The organism is Acinetobacter sp. FL, from assembly GCF_040744925.1.
Taxonomy (GTDB): Bacteria; Pseudomonadota; Gammaproteobacteria; order Pseudomonadales; family Moraxellaceae; genus Acinetobacter; species Acinetobacter radioresistens.
On record NZ_CP160437.1, the window covers coordinates 454,183 to 479,176 of the forward strand.

A 24,994-nucleotide genomic window follows, 5' to 3' on the forward strand; every position below is an offset into this window, starting at 1 on the left:
GGAGAAAAGCAGTTGAGAAAGCCGGTGTATAAAACATTTGTATTACTTACAGTGACTTTGTCGGCCTTGCTTGTTACTGCTTGCCAGACTCCTGATACCCTCAGTAAGGATCCAGAAAAGGCAGTCAAGGTTCGAACCCAGCTGGCAGCGGAATATATTAAATCGGGTGATCTGGATGCTGCTAAACGGGCACTAGACCAGGCACTTGAAGTTGATTCCAGAGACGCCACTGCGAACATGATGATGGGAGTACTGCTCCAGCAAGAGGGGAGTCAGCTAAATCTGGACAAGGCTGAGAGCTATTTCAGACGCTCTATTTCAATTGAGCCTAAAAATGCACAGGCGCGTAATAATTATGGCGCCTATTTGTACCAGATCGGTCGTTATAAAGATGCGATCGAACAACTGGAAATTGCTGGTGCAACTTTAGGCTATGAGCAGCGTTACCAGGCGCTTGAAAATCTGGGACGAATTTATCTTAAGCTCGGCAATGTTGCGAATGCTGAAAAAACATTCAAACAGGCATTGCAAGCTAACCGCGATTCTTCCATTTCAATGTTAGAGTTAGCGGAAATTTTCTATTTGCGGCAACAGATTCCTGCTGCTACACAGCTTTATGAACAATATGTGCGTCGTGTAGGGCAAAAGAATCAGGGTGCGCGTGCTCTTTGGATCGGAATTCGAATTGCGCGTGCCAATGATGATAAAATGGGAACACAAGTTTTGGTGAACCAGTTACGTGCCTTGTTCCCGGACAGCCAAGAATATCAACGTTATTTGCAATTACAGCACAGTACTGAGGCCGTATGGAAGTAAATCCTAATTCACAGCAACCTACTGGTTCTAGCTCTAACGTAGCGCCGAATGCGTTAGGAAATGTTCAGCGTCCTGGTGAGTATTTACGCCATATCCGTATTGCAAAAAACCTTGAACTTGAAACTGTGGCGGCTGACCTTAAAATACCTTTAAAGACTTTGAAGGCGCTTGAGCAGGATGATTATAAAACCCTGCCTGAGGCAGCATTTATTAAAGGTTATTACCGCTCTTATGCTAAATATCTGGGTACAGATGCAACTGCCATTATCCAGCGGTTTGATGAGATTTATGCCAATGATACCGGCCTGCTGCCAAATCATGCACTGAATAACTCCCCGATTAAAATTATGGGTAAACTGCCTGGTTCTAACAGTGACCGTAACCGAAAATGGATAAAACGGGCTATTGTGGCAGCTGTGATTCTACTGCTAGTCTGGCTGGTAGTGGCTGCTATCCAGAACTGGACATCAGGTAAAAAGGATGAAACTGAGCGTCCAGCTGTAACCCAGTCAGAGGTTCAGATTGTTGATCTGGATAACAGTCCGAATGCAGCAGCAACTGGTGATCAGCTGGTCTTGAATTTTACCCGGCCTACCTCTGTTCATATAGTTGATGCGACAGGTAAGGTGCTGGCGACAGGACGTCAGGATTCTACCCTGACACTAAGCGGTGAAAGCCCATATCAGATCCGTCTTGACGATGCGACCGCAGTATCACTCAGTTTAAATAGTGAGCAGATTTCATTGTCTCCATATACGGTGAACGGAAAAGCAGAATTCCGTTTGTCTCGCTAATTCGCAACAGTAGAGCGATGCAATGATTGAAAATCCGATTAAACGCCGGCCGACACGTAAAATCCGTGTCGGTTCAGTGTATGTGGGAGGTGATGCTCCCATCAGTATCCAGAGTATGACCAATACCGAAACCTGTGATGTGGCTGCAACAGTTGCACAGATTCAGCGCTGTGTAGATGTTGGAGCGGATATCATGCGGGTTTCAGTGCCAAGTATGGAAGCGGCAAAGGCATTTGGTGAAATCCGTAAGCAAGTAAGTGTGCCTTTGGTGGCTGACATTCACTTTGACTATAAAATTGCCTTGGCTGTTGCTGATTTTGGCGCAGATTGCCTGCGTATTAATCCTGGAAATATTGGTTCTGAAGCCAAAATCCGTGAAGTAGTCGCTGCAGCCAGACATCATGATATCTCTATGCGTATTGGAGTAAATGCTGGTTCACTGGAAAAGGACATTCAGAAAAAATATGGTGAACCGACCGGGCAGGCATTGCTTGAGTCAGCGATGCGCCATATTGACATTCTTGATCGCCTGAATTTTCAGGAGTTTAAAGTTTCGGTTAAAGCTTCTAATGTATTTCTGACTATGGATGCTTATCGCCTCTTGTCACAGCAGATTGATAATCCGCTGCATCTAGGTGTGACTGAGGCAGGTGTCTACCGGACAGGCTCTGTCAAATCCGCCATTGCGCTAGGCGGTTTGTTAATGGAAGGCATCGGAGATACCATGCGTATTTCCCTGGCGGCTGAACCTGAAGAAGAAATTAAAATCGGTTTTGATATTTTAAAATCGCTCAGTCTGCGCTCCAATGGTATCAACTTTATTGCCTGTCCAAGCTGCTCACGTCAGGAATTCAACGTGATTAAAGTTATGCAGGCTTTAGAGGAGCGTCTGGAAGATATCCGTACACCTATGGATGTTTCCGTAATTGGCTGTAAGGTCAATGGTCCGGGCGAGGCTAAAGAAGCCGATATTGGTGTAGTGGGTGCAAGTCCACGTTCACTGGTGTACCGTAATGGTGAAAAAAGTCATTTAATTGATACCAATCAGCTGGTTGATGAAATCGAAACTATGGTTCGTCAACGTGTTTCCGAGCTTGAAGAAGCTAAATCTAAAGAGATCATTCGTAGTTCATCATGAGTTCAATTGTCGCAATCAAAGGTTTTAATGACATTCTTCCAGCACAGACCCCGGCCTGGAGACGTCTAGAGCAGCATCTGTTATCTTTGATGGATGCATATGGCTATCAACAAATCCGTTTGCCGATAGTTGAACAGACGAATCTGTTTAAACGTTCGATCGGTGATGCAACCGATATTGTTGAAAAAGAGATGTATACATTTCTGGACAAAGGTAATCCACCGGAGTCTCTGACATTACGTCCTGAAGGAACGGCAGGCTGTGTGCGTGCAATGCTTGAGCATAACCTGCTGCGCGGAGCGACGCCTCGTGTGTGGTATATCGGTCCGATGTTCCGTTATGAAAAACCGCAAAAAGGCCGCTATCGTCAGTTTCATCAGTTTGGGGTCGAAACTTTTGGTGTAGCAACGCCAGATATGGATGCAGAGCTGATTCTGATGACTGCACGTCTGTGGAAACGTATGGGGGTGGCAGAGAAAGTTCAGTTAGAGCTAAATACCTTGGGTGAAGCTGATGAACGTGCAGCTTACCGTGCAGCACTGGTCGGATTTCTAGAATCACATAAAGCAGATCTGGATGAAGATTCACAGCGCCGTTTAACCACGAATCCCCTACGAATTCTGGATTCCAAAGATGCTAAAACTCAATCTATTTTAGAAAATGCGCCAAAACTTCATGACTTTATGGGGGAGGAAACATTGGCGCACTTTAACCTGTTGCAACAGTATTTGACTGATGCAGGCATTAGTTTTGTCATTAATCAAAAGTTGGTACGGGGCCTCGACTATTACAACAAAACTGTCTTTGAATGGACCACCACTCATTTAGGCTCACAGGGCACAGTGTGTGCCGGTGGCCGTTATGACAGTTTAGTAGGCCAGCTTAAAGGTAAAGCAGACCAGTCTGTACCGGCTGTGGGTTTTGCTATGGGAATGGAGCGTTTATTACTTCTGCTTGAACAGGTTGAAGATAATACTGCCGTGCGTGACTGCGAGATATTCTTGCTGGCAGAACCTGCTTATCAGGGGAAAGCCCTAGTCATGGCAGAACAGTTCCGTAACCAGTTTGAGGCAGCTAACAGTCCATTCCGCCTAAAAACTGGATCACAGGGCAGCATGAAAAGCCAAATGAAAAAGGCCGATCAGTCTGGAGCAATTTTTGCCGTGATTCTGGGGCAGCGCGAATGGGAAAACCGGAAGCTGACAGTAAAACGTCTGGAAAATGCAGAGCAGGTTGAAGTTGAAATAGACAATCTTACGCCGTACCTGATTGAACAGCTTGCCTCTGAATAAGCCGAGAATATAAACAAAAAAGGATAATCACATGAACGCATTAAGTGATGAAGACCAGCTAGATAATTTAAAGTCATTTACCAAAAAATATGGCTCTGCCATTATTAGCGGTATTTTAATTGCGTTAATTGCCTTTTTTGGCTGGGAATACTGGCAAAAGAAAACTTTGGCTGAGAACCAGATGCGTACTGCCAAGGTGCAGCAGCTTATGGATGAAGCCAGAAATGTAAATAGTCAGGATATTAATGCCCTGAATGCACTTTCACAATCTGCTGACAAGATTGTGAAAGAAGCGCCTGATTCTGTACACGCACTTCAGGCCCAGTTTGTAATGGCTAAGCAGGCTTATGATCGTGGTGATTATGCTGCAGCAGAAAAAGCACTCAAGCGGGTGGAAGCGACTAAACTCAAGGATGAAGGTCTGGTTCATGTGCTGAAACTGCGCTTGGCTTATGCCCAATTGGCTCAAAAAAAATATGATGCAGCACTTAAAACTCTGGCTGATGTAACTGATCCGGCTTTTAAAGCTACTGCTGAAGAAGCACGTGGTGATGTGTATGTGGCAAAAAATGATATTGCCTCAGCAAGAAAAGCTTATCAGAGCGCATGGGAGGCACTTGCTGAGCGTAAAAAAGAACGACAAATTTTACAAATTAAACTCGAAAGTGTAGGCGTTTTAGTTGATGATCCTGAAATCGAACGCCCTATTTTGGAAACACAAGTGGATGAGTCTTAATGGATAGAAAATATAAAATATCATTTGCAATGGCAGTATTATCAGCTGCGCTGATCGGTTGCTCAAGTAATAAAATTAAAGTAGAAGAGGCCAAACCGAATCCACTGCCAAAACTTGCGCAAGCAAAAAGTCTGGTGCCTGTATTTTCGCAAAATGTTTCTTTTACCGATGAAGCTGATCCACTCCGGTTACGACTCGCAGTTGATAATGGTGTTATTTTTGCAGTAGATCCTAAAGGCGAAGTAGCAGCTTTTCGTGGTAAACAGCGTCTCTGGCAGACTCGTGTCAGCAAGCAAGGGCTAAGTGCCGGAGCTGAGGCAGCTGATGGCGTGGTTATTGTTGGTAACCGTAAAGGTCAGCTGTTTGCCCTGGAACAGGCAACAGGCAAGCAATTATGGACTGCGCAGTTATCAGGGGCTTTACTCAGCCCGTCACTGATACAAGCTGGTCGCGTTATTACTGTGGCAAATGATGGGAATGTCTTTGCACATGACCTGGCCTCTGGGCAAGAGGTCTGGGCATACCGGTTGCCAAATGCACAGTTTAGTCTGCGTGGCCAGGCGGCCCCAGTTTCTGCTGATCCGCGTACAGTACTGATTGCTTCATCTAATGCCTATATTTATGCTTTGGATGTATTAACGGGTGTGCCGCGAATGCAGCGCCGTGTAGCGGTCAGTAGCGGTCGCTCGGATGTGCAGCGCCTGATTGATATTGATGGCGATCCTGTGATGGCTGGCCAGTTTTTGGTGACGACCAGTTATCAGGGGCAAGTTACTGTAACTGATCTGGCATCACAACAGGTAGTCTGGAGTGAAGATGCCAGCAGTACACAGCGTCCGGAAGTTTTTAACAACACGGTTTTTGTTGCACAAAACGATGGTAAAGTAACGGCATTTAATCTCACGACAGGTGAACAGCTCTGGCAGAATGATAGCCTGCTCAACCGTCGGTTAAGTAATCCGGTGATACTTGGTCAAGATCTGGTGGTTGGTGATCTGGATGGCGTATTACATTTGATTGATCCAGCCTCTGGGCAACTGGTAGGTCGCTCTAAAACCGGTGGCGAAGTACGTTCACTACAGGTAATTGATGGGCAGCTCTACGTTTCTACCAGAAAGGGAGCGTTAAGCGTCTGGCAGAATCGTTAATTCTTCTCTGCTTGTGCTAAAATAAACCCAACCGTATTTTTTGAAACGCGGGGTAATTGAAATTTCAATGCCCCGTGTTTTTATTTAGATCTGTGATCTATTATTTTCTTCCAAAGTTTCTGATGTTCAGACCAGACCAACTGGCTGATCTTGAATAAAGGTTAATCTATGAAACCCGTAATTGCGCTCATTGGTCGTCCGAACGTCGGAAAATCAACGTTGTTCAACCAGATTACCAAGAGCCGTGATGCCCTTGTAGCCGACTTCGCCGGCCTAACACGTGACCGCAAATATGGCGATGCTGTGTATCAAAACAAATCCTTTATCGTAGTCGATACAGGCGGTATTGGCGAAAGCGAACAGGGAATTGACTCTTACATGGCAGAGCAGTCTAAAACTGCAATTCATGAAGCCGATCTCATTATTTTTGTAGTTGATGCGCGTGCGGGGCTGTTGGCCTCTGATGAACAGATTGCGCGTGAACTACGCACACTTGGCAAAAAAGTCTTTCTGGTAGCCAATAAGGTAGATGGCGTACATGCAGAAGCAGCTGTGGTCGAGTTTTATAAACTCGGTCTTGGTGAGCCCATGCATGTTGCAGCAAGTCATGGTCGCGGTGTGGCACAAATGCTGGAAGAAGTGCTGGCAGATGTACCTGAAGATGAGAATCCGGAAGAACATGATAAAGCTACAGGCCTGCGTCTGGCTATTATTGGCCGTCCGAATGTCGGTAAATCTACTCTGGTTAACCGGTTGCTTGGTGAAGAGCGCGTAGTTGCATATGATGAGCCTGGAACTACACGCGATTCAGTCTATATTCCGTTTGAGCGCGATGGTCGTCAATATACTCTCATTGATACTGCTGGTGTACGCCGTAAAGGTAAAGTCGATGAAATGATCGAGAAATTCTCGGTAGTAAAGACTTTGCAAGCTATGAAAGATGCACATGTAGTGGTAGTGGTGCTCGATGCCCGTGAGGGCGTGGTAGAGCAGGATCTACACCTGATCGGTTATGCGCTTGAAGCTGGCCGTGCTATGGTAATTGCGATCAACAAATGGGACAATATGTCTGAATATGACCGCAAGCAGTGTAAACTGGATGTAGACCGGCGTTTTGATTTTATTCCTTGGGCGCGTATCCATCTGATTTCAGCATTACATGGTACTGGTGTAGGTGATCTTTATCCTTCAATCCATCGGGCTTATGATTCATCTCACCTGAAAGTATCACCAGCTAAATTAACACAGATACTTAATGATGCAACCGAAGCACATCAGCCACCTATGGTTGGTGGCCGCCGGATTAAAATGCGTTATGCTCATATGGGTGGACAAAATCCGCCAACGATCGTGATTCACGGTAACAAGGTCGACAAGACTCCTGCAGATTATCGCCGTTATCTGGAAAATGTTTTCCGTAAAGTTTATAAGCTTGAAGGTACACCGGTTAAAATCGATTTTAAAACTTCAGAAAATCCATTCGAAGGACGTAAATCACAGCTTGATGAGCGTACTGCTGCACGTCGCCGTCGTTATATCCAGAAATTTAAAAAAGCTGAGAAAAAATTCAAGCGTTAAGCTAAATAGTGCTTTAACAGAATTTAAAAACCCAAATTTCGATTTGGGTTTTTTTGTTTAATCATGAACCGTTATACTGCTTGTAATTTAGTGAACCGGATAAAATATGCTGCGTGTTGATATCTGTGCTATGAAGCATTTCGAACAGGTTGATCCACAACAGGAACTGCGCCAGCAAATCCAGCAGCGTAAGCAGGCTATTTACGCTTATCGAAATCGTCTGCTTAGTGAAATACTGGGACAGCCTGTCACTGCCTTAAGTTTTGCTTGTACATGCCACGGTAAACCGTACTTAAAAGAACATAATCTGGCAATCAATCATACCCATAGTAAAAAAATCTATGCATTAGTGACCAGTTCTGAGCAGCAGGACATAGGAATTGATGTTGAAGATCTGGAACGTCAAGTAAGGCTGGATGCTTTGGCACAACATGCATTTCATGAAGAAGAATATCAAACCTGGAAGTCTATGGATAAAGACAGGCTGTACTGGTTTAAAGTCTGGACAGCGAAAGAAGCAATTTTAAAGGCCAGTGGTTTAGGCATCCGTTTAAGTCTGAAAGATATAAATACCAGAGTCCACCCCATGTATGACAACTCACAGATGCAGCATGAATCTCTTGGGTATTTTGCTTACCAGCATTTTGAAGTTGCCCAGAGCCTGATTACTATCGCTTGGCGCACCGGACAGGGCTGTGGTGAATTTATTTTCCCGCGTATTCAGATTTATCGGCATTAAAAAGCCTATCCGGAGATAGGCTTTAATGAAATGTTGCTCCGGGATGAAATTATGGAATTTCATCCTCGAACTCTGGTTTTACCTGTACGATAAAGTCCTGACGGTTCAGACCACGCCATAGTGCAAATGAAGTACCAATATAGATAGAAGAATAAGTACCTACAAATACACCTACAAACATGGCTACAGAGAACCAGTGCAGACCTTCACCACCCATGAGCATCATGGCAATAACCACGAGTAACAGGGTCATCGAGGTGTGAACGGTACGGCGCAAGGTTTCGGTAAGCGCAATATTAACAATCTCGCGTGGCTCGGCACCACGAATTTTACGGAAGTTTTCCCGAATACGGTCAGAGACTACAATATTGTCATTTAGCGAAAAGCCGATAAGTGCCAAAAGTGCTGCCAGTACGGTCAGGTCAAATGGCCACTGCATCATGGCGAAAATACCGATTGTCACGATGATATCGTGAAACAAGGATAATACTGCCCCGATTGCCAGTTTGAACTCAAAACGGATGGTGACATAAATCAGCATCAGGACAAGTGCTAGCGCTACTGCACCTGCTGAGCGTACATACAGTTCATTACCAACCTGTCCCCCTACCGAATCAATCTTGCTAACTTCAGCAGGGTTATTTGGCAGTTGGGCTGCTTTAGTCAAGGCACTGTTGAGGTCTTCAACATTTATGTCTTGTGCGGGCATACGTATCAAGAGATCACTATTGCTTCCCAAGGTTTGTACAACTGCATCTTTAAAACCGGCATCATTTAGCGCACGGATAACTTCTCCCTGATTGGCTGCCTGTTTATAGTTCAGCTCGGCAGAGATACCGCCTGTAAAGTCCAGCCCGAGATTTAGGCCTTTAGTAACGATAAAAAACAGGCTACCAACAGTAAGGATTATCGAGATAATAGCTGCCGGTAAGGCAATTTTCATAAAGTCGATAACGCGCTCATTATCAGGACGGCCGTACTGTTTATGCTTTGGTTGAGTATTCTCAGTCATCATCGATCTCCTTAAATGCTCAACTTCTTCAAGTTACGACGCTTGCCATAAATGATCTGTACGATCGCACGCGTTACCGTAATTGCAGTAAACATCGAACAGGCAATACCAATCATAAGTGTTACAGCAAAACCTTTGATTGGACCAGTACCGATCGCAAACAGGATAAAGGCGACGAGGAAGGTGGTCAGGTTTGAGTCAAAAATGGTGTTATAGGCTCGATCATAACCTGCCACAATGGCCTGTTTGGGCGAGGCCCCCCATTTCATTTCTTCTCTGATTCGTTCACAGATCAGTACGTTCGCATCGACGGCCATACCGATTGTAATAACAATACCTGCAATACCCGGCAAGGTTAGTGCGGCACCAATCCATGACATGATGCTTAAAGTCATTGCCAGGTTAAAAACCAAAGCAAAGTTAGCAATCAGACCAAATAAACGGAAGAAGACCACCATCCAGATAGCGACCAGCAAGAAACCGATTTGAGTAGAAAGCACACCCTTGTCGATATTTTCCTGACCTAATGACGGGCCAACTACACGCTCTTCAACAAAGTACATTGGAGCAGCAAGTGCACCTGCACGTAGCATAAGTGCCAATTCAGACGCTTCTTGTGGAGAATCGAGCCCGGTAATACGGAACTGCGAACCTAGTACGGCCTGAATGGTTGCAGCGTTAATCACTACAGATTCTGCATAAGGTGTACGTACTTCGGTCTGTGTGCCGGTAACCGGATCAGTGACATAGCTGATACGCTGTTTGTTTTCGATAAACAGTACAGCCATGCGTTTACCCACAGCATTACGGGTGGCATCTGCCATCAGTTTGCCGCCAGCACTGTCTAAAGTAATATTAACTTCAGCACCACCTGTATCCTGGCTAAAGCCTGAAGAGGCATTTTGGACCCGTTCACCTGTCAAGATACGGTTACGCTGTAACAGTAATTGGCGACCGCTGTCTAGCGATTCATAAGCAAACAGTTCTGTACCAGGAGGTAACGGCTGGCCATTAGATTTCCCGGTATAGGGATCAATATACTGATCATTTAAGTCGGAAACTAAGCGGAACTCCAGGTTAGCTGTGCGGCCAAGTACCCGTTTTGCTTCTGCTGTGTCCTGTACACCTGGCAGGTCGACTACGATACGATTACTGCCTTGGGTCTGAACCAGTGCTTCCGCCACCCCCAGTTCGTTAATACGGTTGCGCAGTGTGGTTAAGTTCTGGTTAACAGCATATGACTGGATTTCCTGTCTGCGTGCATCAGTATACGTGAGGCGCAACATAGGACCAGTACTGCTAGCCAGTGCTTGCTGGGTGAACTCATTGCCATTGCGGCGTAAAAAGTCCATTACAGCTTCACGGTCGTCATTTTGTGCAAACTGGAGATTGATCTGATTATTATTCAGAGTCAGGCTATTAAACTTGAGATTATTTTCACGAAGCTGACGGCGCAAGTCGGTCGCGGATGTTTCCATACGCTGTGAGAGGGCTTTATCCATATCCACTTCTAACAGGAAGTGTACACCACCACGCAAGTCCAAGCCCAGTTTCATTGGTTTTGCGCCAATTTTCTGTAGCCACTCAGGTGTAGTAGGCGCCAAATTCAGGGCCACAACGTATTCTTCACCCAGAGCGCGGCGTAGCACATCTTTTGCTTTGAGTTGTGCATCAGTAGAGTCTACACGCAATAGGGCAGCGTTATTGGTAAAGGTATTGTCATGAGACGGAATGTTTGCCTCTTTCAATATTTGCTCTGCTTTTTGTATCACACTCTGATCAATTTGAGTGCCGGCTTTTGCACCAGAAATCTGGACCGCCGGTTCATCGGGATACAAGCTAGGCAGTGCGTACAGGGTGCTGATCACCAGAACCACCAGGATCAGCAGATATTTCCATGCAGGGTAACGCATTTGCTGTCTTCTTAAAATGAAAAAGCCGTGCGGGGTGCACGACTGTTTTTATGATTAAAGGTTATTCAGGGTGCCTTCAGGCAAAACTGAAATGACACTAGCACGCTGGATTTTTACATCTACACCGCGGCTTAGTTCTACTACTGCAAAATCGCCTTCAAGCTTGGTAATACGGCCCATCAAGCCACCAGCAAAAACCACTTCACTGCCTACACCCAGACTTTCAACGAGTGTACGGTGTTCTTTGGCACGTTTGGCCTGTGGACGCCAGATCAGGAAATAGAAAATTGCAATAAATACTGCAATCATCAATAAGTTAGCCATCATGCTCGGGCCTTGCTGAGCCGCCGGCGCAGCGTGAGCAGTAGAGATTAAAAAGCTCATGTCGATTTCCTATTAAATATTAAAACTGTTGCCATTGTCATGACATTTAAATTGAGTTGACCTGCAATTTACCTTGTCTTTTTGTTGAGCGCAAATACTGCTTTCTCAATCTTCAGGGCAAGGCGGCACTTCCATTCCACGACGTGTATAGAAGTCCTCAACAAAAGCTTCAAAGGTACCATTGTCGAGTGCATCACGGATATCTTGAGTGAAGCGCTGGTAATAGCGCAGGTTATGAATGGTTCCTAGCATGGAGCCCAGCATTTCACCACATTTCTCGAGGTGGAATAGATAAGCCCGGGTAAAATTCTTGCAGGTATAGCAGTCACAGTGCGGGTCAAGCGGGTTCTGATCATGACGGTATTTGCTGTTGCGAATACGGACCAGACCATCTGTCACAAAATAATGACCGTTCCGCGCATTTCGGGTAGGCATGACACAGTCAAACATATCAACCCCACGGCGGATACCTTCAACAATATCTTCAGGTTTACCAACACCCATGAGGTAGCGCGGTTTATCATGCGGCATTTTGTTAGGAAGATAATCCAGCACTTTGATCATCTCTTCTTTCGGCTCACCAACAGATAAGCCACCAATTGCATAGCCATCAAACCCGATTTCAAGCAGGCCTTCTAGTGATTCATCCCGAAGATCTTCATACATGCCACCCTGAATAATACCGAACAACGCATTTTTATTGTCCAGAACTTCATGATGGTGGGTCTTGCAACGTTTAGCCCAGCGTAAAGACAGCTGCAATGATTTCTGCGCTTCTTCATGGGTCGCTGGATAAGGCGTACATTCATCAAAAATCATGACAATATCGGAGTTCAGAACTTTCTGAATTTCCATAGAAACTTCAGGCGAGAGAAAAACTTTTGAGCCGTCAATAGGTGAGCGAAAAGTCACACCTTCTTCTTTGATTTTGCGCATGGCGCCCAGACTAAATACCTGAAAGCCACCAGAGTCAGTTAAAATAGGCTTATCCCACTTAATAAATTCGTGCAGACCGCCGTGTTCTTTTACAACATCCAGGCCTGGACGCAAATACAAGTGGAAGGTGTTTCCTAAAATGATTTGTGCCTGAATTTCTTCAATATCACGTGGAAGCATGCCTTTAACAGTACCGTAAGTACCCACTGGCATAAATACCGGTGTTTCAACCACCCCATGTTCAAGTGTTAAACGGCCACGGCGGGCACGACCCGACTGACCCAATTTTTCAAACTTCATACCATGTCCAAATCAAGGCGAAAAAACAGTTCGCTGATGTGCAAAATAAAAAAGAGGTCTATTGTCCTTGATTCTGTCATGGAGTTCTACTGTTAAATGTAGCCGCAGCATATGAAAAACTAGACAGACCGATATGTTGCAAAGCGGTGCGTATTTAAAAGTTTGGACGATAGTCAAAGTTTTGCAGGGTAGACTGGTCGCGAAACGGGCGAATAGCCTTTTTACCTGTAGTCAGCGTATTGATCATATTATTTGGAAATATCTGAATATGGTTATTAAACAGTTCCACATTACGGTTAAAAATACTGATAGCGGCACTGACATTTTCATTTTGTTCATCAATTTCATTCATCATGCGCAGATAAATTTCATTAGCTTTAAGCTCAGGATAGTTCTCAACTACAACATTTAGATTACGCATGAGTTCATGACTCAAGCTTTCTACCCGTTGTAGCTGAGAGATATCAGTACTTTTAAGATTAAGTTGCATAATCTGCTGACGTAGTTCGGTAACCCGCTCTAAGGTACTTTTTTCAAAGCCTGCGTATTGTTCGACTAATGGGGCCAGTCCGTCAAGAACCTTGACTTTCTGCCGTTCATAGGTGGCTACATCTGCCCAGGCGCGCTGCGCAGCATTATAATGCCGGACAATCGAGTTCCGGATATAGATCACTGCAATGATCAAAACCACAAAAAATAAAATAAAGAACCCTAACCCCATCATTATTTTCCTCAAGTCTATTTATTGTAAAAGTTGCTCTAAGTTATTTAGCAGTTTTTCATAGGCGCTTAGACGCAAGGTTCGCAGGTGCCCGCGCAAACTGGAGATATCTTCTCTATTTTGCGCTTTTGTATGAATTTTAAAAAGGTTCTGCCGGTTTAAAAAGCACATTATATGATGTTCATGCTGAAACAGCAGCTCGCCAGAATGTTGTGTAAAGAACTGATCTAAACGTAAAGTCATAGCTGGAGTCATGGTTTTAGCGAGCTCAAGCGGTTCAAGACCATAAATACGTAATTTCTGGTTAATCTGTAGGTCACTGCTATACCAGGCAGAGCTATACGGAGGACCAAACTCTTTATTGGATGTTGTTACTGCCAGCCCAAGTGCGGGAGCTTCAAAAACAAAGATTCCCCATAAAGTCTTCTGCGTTCTTTGTACCGCTACTTGCTGTGTATCTTGCCCGGCGATTTTTATTTCATTGATGAAATCGTACTGAAAAAGCATGATTGGCCGCTCTCGGCCCTGTTGATCTTTCCAGGTGGTGCTGGCATATACAGGTAGCATATTTGATACAGAACCCTGCTGAAATACAGGAAACAGGTTTTTAAGCCGGGCGATAAAGAAAAAAGGCTGCGTAGAATCTGGAAAATGAGGGGGTAATTCCTGAAAGTTGAGCTGATATTTTTTCTCGAGTATCTGCTGTTCCAGAAACTGAATCACTTCAGTGAGTGGCTGATCCGACTCATAACAGAGATAGGCAAATAATCCCAAAGCAAAGACAGTTAAAAAGCTTAATCCGGCAATAAGGCCGTGCTGTATAAAAAATATTCCAAATAATGTAAAGCCACTTGCTATAACGAGCAGTATGAAAGGTAATACATTATTAAATTTCAGGCCAGGATGATCTCCCCAGGGATGGAGTCCATCTAGAATATCCTGATAGGTCTTTGCCTGTTGGCCCACTTGCCACAGCCGGGCAATATTATCCAGAACCTGCCGGTTGATCTTGCGATGAATACGTAGCGTATATTTAACAGTTTCAACCGGCATAACTATTTACCTGTTCACTGTTTTATCGATCAGCATGGCATCACCATAACTGAAGAAACGGTAATGTTCTCTTACGGCATGCTCATATGCTGCCAGAATATAATCACGTGTTGAAAGTGCTGAAACCAGCATCAGCAGAGTAGACTCCGGTAAATGAAAGTTGGTAATCAGCCGGTCTACTACACAGAACTGATAACCCGGATAAATAAAGATCTGGGTATCTCCAGTCCATGCCTCAATTTTACCGTTATGAGCCTGCGCTGCGCTTTCAAGTGCACGTGTAGCAGTGGTACCTACTGCAATAACTTTATTACCGCGAGCCTGTACCTGCTTAATCAGCTCTACCGTATTCTCGGGCACTTCACACCATTCACTGTGCATAATATGATTTTCAATATCTATACTACGAACAGGTAAAAAAGTACCAGCGCCTACATGCAGGGTAACAAATGCTTGCTGTACACCTTTTTCTGATAATTTGTTTAAAAGGACTTCATCAAAATGCAGACTGGCAGTAGGTGCAGCAACACTGGCAATTTTCTCTGGATCGTGAAATACCGTCTGATAACGCTCACTGTCAATCGCCTCTGCTTCACGGTTAAAATAAGGCGGAATAGGTAATTGCCCGTACTGATCCAGGACCTGCAAAATCGGTTGTGAAAACTCGACAACGAACAGGTTCTCATGGCGGCCTTGTACAGTGACCTTAACTTCATCTGCACCAATAAACAGCTCTGCACCAGCTTTAGGTGAATTACTGGCTTTAATATGACAGTGGGCAATAGTCTGATCAAAAATACGTTCTACCAGTATTTCAACTGCTCCACCAGTTGCACGCCTGCCTTTAAGTCGAGCCTTCATAACTTTGGTATCATTCAGGACCAGCAGATCACCGGGTTCAAACAATTCCAGAATATCGGTAAAGTGACGATCGCTATATTGGCCCTCACTATTTAAGTGTAAAAGCCTTGAAGCACTACGCTGTGCTAGAGGGTAACGTGCAATTAATTCATCGGGGAGGTTAAAAGAAAAGTCAGAAAGTTGCATGACACAAAACAATTAAAAAATTGTACCTAGTATAGTGCTTTTTGATTAATGATGGAAAAAATACGGTTTTGTTCAGCTATTGCTTTTATTGTGATTTAAAAATAGGCAAACAGTCAGTACTTTACATTGACAACATGTGGAAAGACGCTATTATACACACACCCACTCTTCTTCCCGAGGTGGTGAAATTGGTAGACGCGGCGGACTCAAAATCCGCTGTCAGAGATGACGTGTCGGTTCGAGTCCGACCCTCGGGACCACTATAATTAGATCCTAATATCTATTATTATAATTTCCTTTATTTCAAATATTTACCAGTATATAACATGTTTTGTTTCTTAATTGTTATTATTGCCGTTGTATCTATGTCTAAAGTTTGCTAATTGTTTAATAAAGATTTATTTTTAACTGATTTTTACTGAAGTTGCGGTTATTACCTACAATATTTTTAATGAGGCGAGCATGACATTACAATTATTAGAGTTAGATCAGGCTGATCAGCTCAGTGCTTGTAAATTATCGTTATTACTGGGTATCTTCGAACCGCATAACCAGGTGGAATCCTGTTTACGTTTTGCTCGACGTATTTTAAGAAGTAAAAACGCTATTTTAACTTTTAAGGCAGAGCCTTATATCTGGTATCTTTCTTCAAAGGGTATGAGACTTTTTCATAGCCATCCTGATGCAGATTTAGGACCTTATTTCAATAGTCAACCTTATATAGACCAGCAACATTCTGATTATCACGGCTTTTGTCAGCATATTCGTCACTTGGGTGTAGAGCATCAGCGCATGGTTGCTTTTGATATGCTCAAGACTGATAAAGAATCAATTGGACAGATTCTGTTTTTTGATGACAGCTCTGAGCCTTTTGAAAATGAAGATATTGAGATAGTTAAAGATTACTGTGAACGTCTGGTTCGCTATTTAGAGTTAAAATTCGAGCATGCTGAACTTAAAGAATTATATGAACAGCAATCGGCATTAAATTTTAGTAAAACCAAGTTTTTCCAGATTATTGCGCATGACCTGCGTGCACCTTTTCATGGGTTGCTCGGTTTCTCTGAAGTATTGTCACAAGAGCGCAATACGCTTGACGACTCCAGTATCCAGAATATTGCAGATTATCTTTATGATACTGCACAGTCGACTTATAACCTTTTAGAAAGCCTGCTCAACTGGGCAATGGCAGAAGGCGGCCGGTTTGTCTATCATCCGATCAACTTCAATTTAAAGCAGGTCACCAAAATTGTTCGTGATGTACTTAACACACTAGCGATTAAGAAAAACATTCAGTTAATTGATGAAGTGCCGGATGATCTCAAGGTATATGCAGATATTAATATGCTGACTTCGATTATCCAGAACCTGGTATCAAATGCATTAAAATTCACGCCAATGGACGGTACGGGTAAAGTGACCATTCAAGCACAGCCCGGCCCAGATGGGGTGGAAATTTATATCCGGGATACCGGCCTAGGTATGTCTGAAGCACAAATAGCGAATATTTTTCAGCCGCGGATTACTGTCAGCCTTAAAGGTACAGCAGGTGAAAAAGGAACAGGTCTGGGATTGACACTCTGTAAGCGGTTTGTAGACCTAAATAAAGGCGAAATTTGTGTCATGTCTAAGGAAGGTGAAGGTACTACTTTCAAAGTTACTTTGCCCGAAGCAACTGACCAGCATACGGTTTTGCCACTTGATGTGGCGAAGTCAGACAGCACTACAAATTTAGTATAATTATTTTCCTAAAGCCAAATTCACCTGTTATAACTACATATAAATACAGGTGAAGGATGGTTTATGAACGCGGAGCAGTTGCAAAAGACTTTAAGAGCCAGTCAATATGCTGAACAGATACTAGGTCTTTATCAAAATGAACTTGAACAGGATTATACTGTAGATCAGTTTGCAACCCCGCTATCATATGAACAGATTAAAGATCGGGTGTCTTCTGTACTTGACTCAATTCAGGATGAGCACGCATGGATGCGAGCGATCCGAATACTTCGTGCTCGTCTCATGTTTCGCTGGATCTGGCAAGATGCTAACCACCTGACTGATGTAGTTACACTTACACAAGAACTCTCAGATTTTGCTGATGCCTGTATTTGTGCAGCAAAGGCCTTCGCCCGTATTCCACTGGTATTAAAGCATGGCGAACCAATCGGTTATTCGGGCCAAGTCCAGGACCTGATTATTATTGCTATGGGAAAACTGGGAGCACAGGAACTTAATCTGTCGAGCGATATTGACCTGATTTTTGCCTTTGATGAGCAAGGCGAGACCAATGGCCGTAAATGTATTGATGTACAACAGTTCTGTATTGCGTGGGGCCAGAAAATTATTTATTTGCTGGAGCATATCACTGCTGAGGGTTTCGTCTTTCGTGTAGATATGCGCTTACGTCCTTGGGGAGATGGTTCGGCACTGGCCATTAGCCATGCAGGATTAGAAAAATATTTAAGCCAGCATGGGCGTGAATGGGAACGCTATGCCTGGATCAAGGCCCGTATCGTGTCCGGTGGAAGGGCGGGCGAAGAGTTACTGGAAATGACCCGTCCTTTCGTGTTTCGGCGTTATGTTGATTACACTGCGTTTCAGGCCATGCGTGAAATGAAGGTCATGATTGAACGTGAAGTTATGCGTCGCAATATTGAAGACGATATTAAACTGGGTGCCGGTGGTATTCGTGAAGTTGAATTTATTGTGCAGGTTTTTCAGCTGATTTATGGTGGTTCCAAACTTGAACTACAGGAACGCCAGTGTCTGGCGAATTTGACGCATCTGAGCGAATCAGGTCTGCTTGAGCCAGAAGCTGTAGCGGACTTGGAAGATACCTATCTGTTTCTGCGTCGTCTGGAACACGCCATTCAGGCACTGAATGATCAGCAGACCCAGTCCCTGCCGACTGAGCCGGAGCTGCGGCAGCGACTGATTGATACCTTGGGCTTTGATAGCTGGGAAAGTTTTCTGGAAGTCCTTAACCAGAAACGGTCTAAAGTCTCTTACCAGTTTGCACATCTGATTCAGGAGCGTGACAGGGAAGCACCAGTAGAGAACTTTCAGCATCTCGAAGAAGAACTGGAGAGTGTGCTTGATTCTAACGCACAAAAACTGATTCATGAGTTTTGGCATGGCCACGCCTTGAATAAGTTACCAGCTAAGGCCGTTCAACGTTTAAAAACCTTTTGGCCTTATCTGGTCGATGCAGTATTACAGTCGGATAAACCACAAGTTGCATTACTACGTCTAATGCCCTTAATTGAATCTGTAATGCGCCGTACGGTTTATCTGGTAATGCTGATTGAAAGTAAGGGAGCATTACAGCGTTTGGTAAAGATGGCCACAGTGAGTCCATGGATACTGGAGGAGCTGACTCATTACCCGGTATTGCTGGATGAGTTTCTCACAATGGACTTCGAGTTGCCCAAACGCCGTGATCTTGAAGATTCACTACGGCAGCAGCTTATACGCATTGAGCTTGAGCAGGTTGAAGACCAGATGCGGGCCTTGCGCCTGTTTAAAAAATCTAATGTCTTGGCTGTAGCAGCCAGCGATGTACTGGCAGAAAGTCCGCTTATGAAAGTATCTGATGCCCTGACAGACATTGCCGAAGTTTCTATTATTGCTGCGTTGAATCTGGCCTATCAGATCGTGGCAAAAAAACATGGTTATCCACTAGACGCTGACGGACGACGCTGCTCCTTGGACTATCTCGGATTTTCTGTGGTGGGTTATGGTAAAGTCGGTGGTATTGAGCTGGGTTATGGCTCAGATCTGGATCTGGTGTTTATTCATTATATGAGCGAACAGGCGGATACAGATGGCCTAAGACCTATCAGCGGTTTCGAGTTTGCCATGCGAGTAGGGCAAAAATTTATATCTCTTATGACGACTCAGACCCTAGATGGACGAGTATATGAAGTAGATACACGGTTACGCCCTTCTGGAGAAGCTGGTCTGCTGGTGACCAGTTTAAAAGCCTTTGAACAATATCAATTAAAAAATGCCTGGCTTTGGGAGCATCAGGCATTGGTTCGGGCCCGTTCGATTGCTGGGGATGACAGTTTACGCCAAAAATTTGAGGCGTTACGCTGCCGTATTTTAACTCTGCCGCGTGATGAAAAATTTGTGCGTACTGAAGTTTTAAAAATGCGTCAGAAGATGAAAGCCCATCTGGGTTCTTCCAAAGAACAGAAAAAAGGTGGAATTTTTCATTTAAAACAGGATGCGGGTGGTATCGTTGATATCGAATTTATGGCACAGTATATTGTGTTGGCATGGGGTGGGGCGAAACCGGATCTCGCTCACTATTCCGACAATGTAAGAATCCTAGAAGATGCTGCGAAAGCCGGTTACTTATCCAGTGACGATGCAACAGCACTGATTCAGGCTTATCTCAGTGAACGAGCCGAGAGCCACCGTTTAGCACTTGCAAATCAATCCATGCAAGTCAATGCTGCGGACTGGCACGATACCCGCGAGATCGTTTGCAAGTTATGGCAAAGATTAATAGATCCCACAGCAATACTTGCTTTGGATAGTGACTGACTGTGTAAAAATTTGGAGTGTGTGCCATGAATTTGGCTGATCGTGATGGTTTTATTTGGCAAGATGGACAACTGGTTGACTGGCGTGATGCAAAAATTCACGTCCTGACTCATACTTTACACTATAGTATGGGCGTGTTTGAGGGCGTCCGGGCATATGAAACTCCACAAGGCACAGCCATTTTTCGTCTACAGGACCACACCAAGCGCTTGTTAAACTCTGCAAAAATTTATCAGATGAAAGTTCCATTTGATCAGGCAACATTAGAGCAGGCGCAAATCGATGTGGTTCGTGAAAATAAGCTGGCATCTTGCTATTTACGTCCATTAATCTGGATTGGTTCTGAAAAACTTGGTATTGCTGCAACCAATAATACGATTCATGCGGCAGTTGCAGCTTGGGGCTGGGGTGCTTACCTGGGTGAAGAGGCAATGGCTAAAGGTATTCGTGTAAAAACTTCTTCCTTTACTCACCATCATCCGAATGTGACCATGTGTAAGGCCAAGGCTTCGGGTAACTATACGCTGTCTATTCTTGCGCACCAAGAAGTAGCACATTCAGGCTATGATGAAGCTATGCTGATGGACCCGCAAGGCTATGTATGTCAGGGTTCAGGGGAAAATGTTTTCCTAGTTAAGGATGGTGTGCTGCACACTCCGGATATTGCGGGTGGAGCATTGGATGGTATTACCCGTCAGACCGTCATTACAATTGCTAAGGATTTAGGCTATGACGTGGTAGAACGTCGTATTACCCGTGATGAATTCTATATTGCTGATGAAGCATTCTTCACCGGTACTGCAGCTGAAGTTACACCAATCCGTGAATATGATGACCGTGAGATTGGTTGTGGTGCACGTGGGCCAATCACTGAACAGATCCAGACTACATTCTTTAATGCAGTGCAGGGTAAAGATCCGAAATATGCACACTGGTTAACTTACGTAAAATAAGTAAAGCCGATATGATTAAAAGGCGAAATTTTATTTCGCCTTTTTTTATTATGGAATTGGGTTATGCATATTCTTTATGTTAGTGATGGAAAGGCGGGGCACCGTTCACAGGCGCTGGGACTTTACCGCGCTATAGAAAGGCAATCTGTGCATAAAGTCAGTTTTGAGGAAATTTCAATTGAACAGCTGCCATTAATCAGCTTATTTCTTTCTGTTCTCAAAAAACAATCTCCTTTTTTAAAACAGACGCCTAATTATATTGTTGGGGTGGGAAGTCATACCCAGCTTCGAGTGCTGCTTTTAGGAAAAATTTACCCAAAAGCTAAAACTGTTATTTTAATGAAACCTAATTATCCATATATATGGTTTGATTATGTAGTGGTGCCACAGCATGATGGGCTAGCTAAACGGAACAATATTATTCTCACTCAAGGTGCATTAAACCCAATTGTGAATGAACAACGACACCAGACGGATCGTATTTTGATTGCGCTGGGAGGCACATCAAAACGCCATCAGTGGAATGAACAGAAAGTTCTCACAGCCATTCATGACATTGTAGAGTATAATCCGGCCTCTGAAATCATTCTAACGACTTCACGTCGAACACCAGCAGAGTTTATTGATATTTTAAGACAACAAAGTTTTGCCCAGCATTTACAAATATTTCCGGTTGAGCAAACACCTCAAGGCTGGATTTTTGAAGAGATGCAAAAAGCAGAAGCTGTATGGGTAACAGAAGATAGCGTTTCTATGGTTTTTGAAGCACTTACTGCGGGTTGTCGCGTAGGGGTCATAGCAATCGATCGGTTGAAAGACGATAGAATTACGCACTCGATTGATCAAATGATAGAATCACAACTAATCTCACAGAATACTTGTGTCGTACAGTTACCACAACCTTATGCTTTTAAAGAAGCAGACCGTGTGGCAACATATCTTTTAGCGAAATAATGAGTTTGGCATTGTGATTTATATCCTGATTTTACTGGTTTTGCTTACCGTTTTATTTAGCTATAAGTATGCGTGGTGGAAGCCAGCAGTGGATTGGAATCGACCACGTGTATTGATGTATCACATGGTACGAGACCATATTAATGGTGCCAAATTTAATAAGCTTCGGGTCAAGCCCGCTGAGTTTGAAAAGCAAGTTGCTTGGATGAAAGCGCAAGGCTTCCATTTTGTAACGATGCACGAATTGCAAGAGAACTGGGGAAATCACCCAGCCAAAACAGTTGCCATTACCTTTGATGATGGTTATTTAGACAACTTACAAAATGCTTATCCGATTTTAGAAAAATATCAGGCCAAGGCAACCATATATGTGGTGGTTGATCGTCATGATCGTGATTGGTCAACCTATAAAAAAGAACATCATAATAGTGGTGAACTCATGCGTGAAGCTAAGTTGAATGATGCTCAAGTCAAGCAACTGGCAGATAGCGAACTGATCGAAATTGGTTCACATACGTTAACGCATGCTAATTTAAACAAACTGGATGATACGGATTGTTTAAAAGAACTAACTGATTCAAAGCAGTGGCTTGAACAACTGATAGAAAAGCCAGTAACCAGTTTTGCTTACCCATTTGGTATTTACTCAGACCGAGATGTTAAACTGGCAAAACAGTCAGGGTATAGCAATGCAGTGACCACAATCGAAGGCATTGATGATGAACAGCCGGACTTTATGCAACTACAACGTATTAAGATCAGCGGAAAAGATTCATTATTTGCCGTCAAGCTTCGTTTAAAACTTGGTACGCGTGAGGGCTAATCATGAAAATTACGCTTGTGATGGCAAGTGATGAGGAAGGTGGCCTAGAAAAGCATGTACTTGAGCTGGCTGCTGGTTTATCACAAGCACATGAAGTTTCTTTAATTGCACATCAGAAATATCAAAGTCGGGTAGAAAGTTCGGTGAACTTTGTTGCTTTTGATATGAGTGGCAGTCGTTATAACCCGTGGACGAAATATCTGCTTAAAAAAACAATATTGGGGACAGAACCACAAGTGCTACATGCTCATGCTTCTAAAACGGCCAAACTGTTGCAAGGCATGATTGCAGGTTTTAATTTCCCTTGTGTGGTGACTATCCATGGTGCAAAGAAAAAGATTGATTCTTACTTGGCATTTGATCATATCATTTGTGTGAGTAAGCGACTCGCGCAGATTGTGGGGCAGCCGGAAAAACTCAGTGTGGTCTATAATGGTATTTCTTTGAATATGCCTGCTCAATCATTTGTAAAAAATAGAAAATTTATTGCCATTGGACGTTTAAATGAAGTGAAAGGTTTTGATCTTTTACTGGCTGCTTGGCGGAACATTTCACACCAATTAACTATTGTTGGTGATGGTGAAGAACGAAAGAAGTTAGAGCAATTGATTCAAGAGTACCAATTAGCTGATCGGGTTCACTTGTATGGGTATAGCGACAATATTCACCCATTGATTATAGACCATGAGGCTTTGATTGTGTCTTCCTTGCGTGAAGGGGGCCCGTATACACTTGCTGAAAGTTTATTGCTTCAACGTCCTGTGTTAGGGACTGATGTCGGAATGATGGCTGAGTTTATTCCTGTTGAGTTTCTATGTGAACCAAATAATATTGAAGCATTGCAACAAGTGATTCAAAACTATTTGGATGTGGTAGCCCCTGAAGCAAGTTTTAAACAGGCTTATGCCTTGGCACAAGAACAATTGACTTTTACAAAAATGATCGATAATACGGTCAAAGTCTATCAATCATTGCTTTCAGCATAGGATGATGGATTGATGACACAACAAAAACCTTTCATCCTAGCGTTGACCGATGGTAAAGCAGGCCATGAAACTCAAACACAAGGAATAGTTCAGCTACTGAATCAACAACAAGATTATCAGGTGGAATGGGTTCAATTAAATCTACCTAAAAAATGGTTGTATCGTGTTCTCAAGTTATTGATCAAGTTTTCAATAAATACAGAGTGGTTACGTTATTTTCTTGACTCCCAAACCCTAAGTGCATTAGAGCAGAAACAGGTTGCTTATATTGTATCGGCAGGGGGAAACACTCTACTTGCCAATCTACTGCTCAAACAACATTTGCTCAAAGATCAGCCTGTAAAAAATCTGGTCGCAAGTTCATTACGGGGGATTCGTGCTGACTTGTTTGATGTGGTATTTACCATTCATGAGCAACAAGCCGTATTGCCTCATTATTTTTATTATCCAATTGCACCGAATAAAATGAGTGCTTTACCTCTAACACGTGAGCGGGCGCGGGAACATTTGGGTATTCAAAATGCTGAGCAAACGATTGCAATTTTGATTGGTGCTGACACTAAAACAGTAAAAATTGGTGAAGCGGCACAATGGGCAACTGTTTTACAGCAGGTTCGAAAGCAATATCCTACAGCGAGATTGCTACTGACAACATCACGAAGAACACCGATTACTTTTGAAAAAGAATTACAGCAGCTTGCTGAGCAGTACGGCATTTTTCAGCCTCATGACCAGTTAACATGGGTAGCACAAGGCCAAAGCTGTGATATCAAAGATTATATTAAAGCAGCTGACTGGATTCTAACGAGTCCGGACTCGACTTCGATGGTGGCAGAAGTGGTCATGTCAGGAAGTAAGTTGCTGGTACTTTATGATGAGCAGTCCATGCAGGATGAACAGATTAAGCACCAATTAAAGTTTTTAGCACAGCAACATTGGCTATATTTATTAACTGTTTCAGATTCTTATCAAATCTCTCAGGTTGTTCAAGAGTTAGAGATGCAAGATCATACCAGCGAAATAACTCGGAAGTTAAATCGGGTTTTGGACAAATAAGTTTAGCTAAGTATTTATATTTTATTTTTTGTAATAATGGTCAAACTGCGTAGGGCTTTCT

22 protein-coding genes and 1 tRNA gene are annotated in these 24,994 nt (G+C 43.6%); 16 read left to right on the forward strand and 7 right to left on the reverse strand.

The annotated features are described in order from the left end of the window. The first annotated feature begins 12 nt into the window (after positions 1 to 12). The 8 genes from pilW (at position 13) to ABZP31_RS02140 (ending at position 8,241) form a co-directional block, all read left to right on the forward strand. The gene (pilW, locus tag ABZP31_RS02105; RefSeq protein WP_005016505.1) at positions 13 to 816 is read left to right on the forward strand and encodes a type IV pilus biogenesis/stability protein PilW; all 804 of its coding nucleotides are present in this window, start codon (positions 13 to 15) and stop codon (positions 814 to 816) included. Then, on the forward strand, positions 807 to 1,610 hold the full coding sequence (locus ABZP31_RS02110; protein WP_034670256.1) for a helix-turn-helix domain-containing protein: 804 nt from the start codon (positions 807 to 809) through the stop codon (positions 1,608 to 1,610). Before pilW ends, ABZP31_RS02110 begins: the two co-directional genes overlap by 10 nt. Positions 1,611 to 1,632: 22 nt before the next feature. Beyond that, positions 1,633 to 2,748 carry a flavodoxin-dependent (E)-4-hydroxy-3-methylbut-2-enyl-diphosphate synthase gene (gene ispG / locus ABZP31_RS02115; protein ID WP_005016500.1) on the forward strand — a complete coding sequence of 372 codons (1,116 nt, stop codon included), beginning with the start codon at positions 1,633 to 1,635 and terminating at the stop codon, positions 2,746 to 2,748. Continuing rightward, complete coding sequence (hisS, locus tag ABZP31_RS02120) at positions 2,745 to 4,040, forward strand: histidine--tRNA ligase (RefSeq protein ID WP_005016497.1); 1,296 nt, start codon at positions 2,745 to 2,747, stop codon at positions 4,038 to 4,040. Before ispG ends, hisS begins: the two co-directional genes overlap by 4 nt. A gap of 31 nt (positions 4,041 to 4,071) precedes the next feature. Further along, a complete protein-coding gene (locus ABZP31_RS02125) occupies positions 4,072 to 4,776 on the forward strand; it encodes a tetratricopeptide repeat protein (protein WP_248133917.1) in 705 nt (234 codons plus the stop codon). Beyond that, positions 4,776 to 5,924, forward strand: a complete 1,149-nt coding sequence (gene bamB, locus ABZP31_RS02130; RefSeq protein WP_248133919.1) for an outer membrane protein assembly factor BamB — start codon at positions 4,776 to 4,778, stop codon at positions 5,922 to 5,924. The genes ABZP31_RS02125 and bamB overlap by 1 nt, the downstream gene beginning before the upstream one ends. A gap of 168 nt (positions 5,925 to 6,092) precedes the next feature. Continuing rightward, positions 6,093 to 7,502: a ribosome biogenesis GTPase Der gene (gene der, locus ABZP31_RS02135; protein ID WP_005016493.1), complete on the forward strand. Its 1,410-nt coding sequence runs from the start codon at positions 6,093 to 6,095 to the stop codon at positions 7,500 to 7,502. 106 nt (positions 7,503 to 7,608) lie between these two features. Further along, positions 7,609 to 8,241 (forward strand): 4'-phosphopantetheinyl transferase superfamily protein, encoded by a 633-nt coding sequence (locus ABZP31_RS02140; RefSeq protein ID WP_111280386.1) that lies wholly within the window; start codon positions 7,609 to 7,611, stop codon positions 8,239 to 8,241. A 49-nt stretch (positions 8,242 to 8,290) separates the two neighbouring features. On the opposite strand, the gene secF is transcribed toward ABZP31_RS02140, so the two are convergent. The 7 genes from secF to queA form a co-directional block, all read right to left on the reverse strand. Beyond that, positions 8,291 to 9,256, reverse strand: coding sequence for a protein translocase subunit SecF (gene secF / locus ABZP31_RS02145; RefSeq protein WP_143217754.1), 966 nt, complete (start codon positions 9,254 to 9,256; stop codon positions 8,291 to 8,293). 8 nt (positions 9,257 to 9,264) lie between these two features. Next, a complete protein-coding gene (gene secD, locus ABZP31_RS02150) occupies positions 9,265 to 11,166 on the reverse strand; it encodes a protein translocase subunit SecD (protein ID WP_005016490.1) in 1,902 nt (633 codons plus the stop codon). 54 nt (positions 11,167 to 11,220) lie between these two features. Further along, on the reverse strand, positions 11,221 to 11,550 hold the full coding sequence (gene yajC, locus ABZP31_RS02155; protein WP_005016486.1) for a preprotein translocase subunit YajC: 330 nt from the start codon (positions 11,548 to 11,550) through the stop codon (positions 11,221 to 11,223). A 105-nt stretch (positions 11,551 to 11,655) separates the two neighbouring features. Continuing rightward, the gene (tgt, locus tag ABZP31_RS02160) at positions 11,656 to 12,786 is read right to left on the reverse strand and encodes a tRNA guanosine(34) transglycosylase Tgt (RefSeq protein WP_005405419.1); all 1,131 of its coding nucleotides are present in this window, start codon (positions 12,784 to 12,786) and stop codon (positions 11,656 to 11,658) included. 154 nt (positions 12,787 to 12,940) lie between these two features. After that, positions 12,941 to 13,507, reverse strand: coding sequence for a LemA family protein (locus ABZP31_RS02165; RefSeq protein WP_367156961.1), 567 nt, complete (start codon positions 13,505 to 13,507; stop codon positions 12,941 to 12,943). 21 nt (positions 13,508 to 13,528) lie between these two features. Next, entirely contained in the window at positions 13,529 to 14,560 is a 1,032-nt protein-coding gene (locus tag ABZP31_RS02170) for a hypothetical protein (RefSeq protein ID WP_367156880.1), read from the reverse strand. Between the two features lie 6 nt (positions 14,561 to 14,566). After that, entirely contained in the window at positions 14,567 to 15,607 is a 1,041-nt protein-coding gene (gene queA / locus ABZP31_RS02175) for a tRNA preQ1(34) S-adenosylmethionine ribosyltransferase-isomerase QueA (protein WP_005405416.1), read from the reverse strand. A gap of 173 nt (positions 15,608 to 15,780) precedes the next feature. Here queA and ABZP31_RS02180 point away from each other — a divergent pair. From ABZP31_RS02180 to ABZP31_RS02215, 8 genes are all read left to right on the forward strand, one after another. Next, positions 15,781 to 15,867: transfer RNA gene (locus tag ABZP31_RS02180), tRNA-Leu, on the forward strand. A 202-nt stretch (positions 15,868 to 16,069) separates the two neighbouring features. Beyond that, positions 16,070 to 17,347, forward strand: a complete 1,278-nt coding sequence (locus tag ABZP31_RS02185; protein WP_005016470.1) for a sensor histidine kinase KdpD — start codon at positions 16,070 to 16,072, stop codon at positions 17,345 to 17,347. Between the two features lie 63 nt (positions 17,348 to 17,410). Further along, positions 17,411 to 20,161: a bifunctional [glutamate--ammonia ligase]-adenylyl-L-tyrosine phosphorylase/[glutamate--ammonia-ligase] adenylyltransferase gene (glnE, locus tag ABZP31_RS02190; RefSeq protein WP_262446935.1), complete on the forward strand. Its 2,751-nt coding sequence runs from the start codon at positions 17,411 to 17,413 to the stop codon at positions 20,159 to 20,161. A 26-nt stretch (positions 20,162 to 20,187) separates the two neighbouring features. Then, the gene (locus ABZP31_RS02195; RefSeq protein WP_005016466.1) at positions 20,188 to 21,114 is read left to right on the forward strand and encodes a branched-chain amino acid transaminase; all 927 of its coding nucleotides are present in this window, start codon (positions 20,188 to 20,190) and stop codon (positions 21,112 to 21,114) included. A gap of 63 nt (positions 21,115 to 21,177) precedes the next feature. Beyond that, positions 21,178 to 22,068, forward strand: coding sequence for an ELM1/GtrOC1 family putative glycosyltransferase (locus ABZP31_RS02200; protein WP_005023403.1), 891 nt, complete (start codon positions 21,178 to 21,180; stop codon positions 22,066 to 22,068). Between the two features lie 13 nt (positions 22,069 to 22,081). Then, entirely contained in the window at positions 22,082 to 22,891 is an 810-nt protein-coding gene (locus tag ABZP31_RS02205; RefSeq protein ID WP_000639362.1) for a polysaccharide deacetylase family protein, read from the forward strand. A gap of 2 nt (positions 22,892 to 22,893) precedes the next feature. Beyond that, a complete protein-coding gene (locus ABZP31_RS02210) occupies positions 22,894 to 23,877 on the forward strand; it encodes a glycosyltransferase (RefSeq protein ID WP_000705222.1) in 984 nt (327 codons plus the stop codon). Between the two features lie 12 nt (positions 23,878 to 23,889). After that, positions 23,890 to 24,933 (forward strand): ELM1/GtrOC1 family putative glycosyltransferase, encoded by a 1,044-nt coding sequence (locus ABZP31_RS02215; RefSeq protein WP_000193719.1) that lies wholly within the window; start codon positions 23,890 to 23,892, stop codon positions 24,931 to 24,933. Positions 24,934 to 24,994: the final 61 nt, after the last annotated feature.

Excerpts from the sequence above, each read along its gene's own strand:
- ABZP31_RS02110 (WP_034670256.1), top strand. The coding sequence starts at position 807 with ATGGAAGTAAATCCTAATTCACAGCAACCTACTGGTTCTAGCTCTAAC.
- ispG (WP_005016500.1), top strand. The coding sequence starts at position 1,633 with ATGATTGAAAATCCGATTAAACGCCGGCCGACACGTAAAATCCGTGTC.
- hisS (WP_005016497.1), top strand. The coding sequence starts at position 2,745 with ATGAGTTCAATTGTCGCAATCAAAGGTTTTAATGACATTCTTCCAGCA.
- ABZP31_RS02125 (WP_248133917.1), top strand. The coding sequence starts at position 4,072 with ATGAACGCATTAAGTGATGAAGACCAGCTAGATAATTTAAAGTCATTT.
- bamB (WP_248133919.1), top strand. The coding sequence starts at position 4,776 with ATGGATAGAAAATATAAAATATCATTTGCAATGGCAGTATTATCAGCT.
- der (WP_005016493.1), top strand. The coding sequence starts at position 6,093 with ATGAAACCCGTAATTGCGCTCATTGGTCGTCCGAACGTCGGAAAATCA.
- ABZP31_RS02140 (WP_111280386.1), top strand. The coding sequence starts at position 7,609 with ATGCTGCGTGTTGATATCTGTGCTATGAAGCATTTCGAACAGGTTGAT.
- secF (WP_143217754.1), bottom strand. The coding sequence starts at position 9,256 with ATGATGACTGAGAATACTCAACCAAAGCATAAACAGTACGGCCGTCCT.
- secD (WP_005016490.1), bottom strand. The coding sequence starts at position 11,166 with ATGCGTTACCCTGCATGGAAATATCTGCTGATCCTGGTGGTTCTGGTG.
- yajC (WP_005016486.1), bottom strand. The coding sequence starts at position 11,550 with ATGAGCTTTTTAATCTCTACTGCTCACGCTGCGCCGGCGGCTCAGCAA.
- tgt (WP_005405419.1), bottom strand. The coding sequence starts at position 12,786 with ATGAAGTTTGAAAAATTGGGTCAGTCGGGTCGTGCCCGCCGTGGCCGT.
- ABZP31_RS02165 (WP_367156961.1), bottom strand. The coding sequence starts at position 13,507 with ATGGGGTTAGGGTTCTTTATTTTATTTTTTGTGGTTTTGATCATTGCA.
- ABZP31_RS02170 (WP_367156880.1), bottom strand. The coding sequence starts at position 14,560 with ATGCCGGTTGAAACTGTTAAATATACGCTACGTATTCATCGCAAGATC.
- queA (WP_005405416.1), bottom strand. The coding sequence starts at position 15,607 with ATGCAACTTTCTGACTTTTCTTTTAACCTCCCCGATGAATTAATTGCA.
- ABZP31_RS02185 (WP_005016470.1), top strand. The coding sequence starts at position 16,070 with ATGACATTACAATTATTAGAGTTAGATCAGGCTGATCAGCTCAGTGCT.
- glnE (WP_262446935.1), top strand. The coding sequence starts at position 17,411 with ATGAACGCGGAGCAGTTGCAAAAGACTTTAAGAGCCAGTCAATATGCT.
- ABZP31_RS02195 (WP_005016466.1), top strand. The coding sequence starts at position 20,188 with ATGAATTTGGCTGATCGTGATGGTTTTATTTGGCAAGATGGACAACTG.
- ABZP31_RS02200 (WP_005023403.1), top strand. The coding sequence starts at position 21,178 with ATGCATATTCTTTATGTTAGTGATGGAAAGGCGGGGCACCGTTCACAG.
- ABZP31_RS02210 (WP_000705222.1), top strand. The coding sequence starts at position 22,894 with ATGAAAATTACGCTTGTGATGGCAAGTGATGAGGAAGGTGGCCTAGAA.
- ABZP31_RS02215 (WP_000193719.1), top strand. The coding sequence starts at position 23,890 with ATGACACAACAAAAACCTTTCATCCTAGCGTTGACCGATGGTAAAGCA.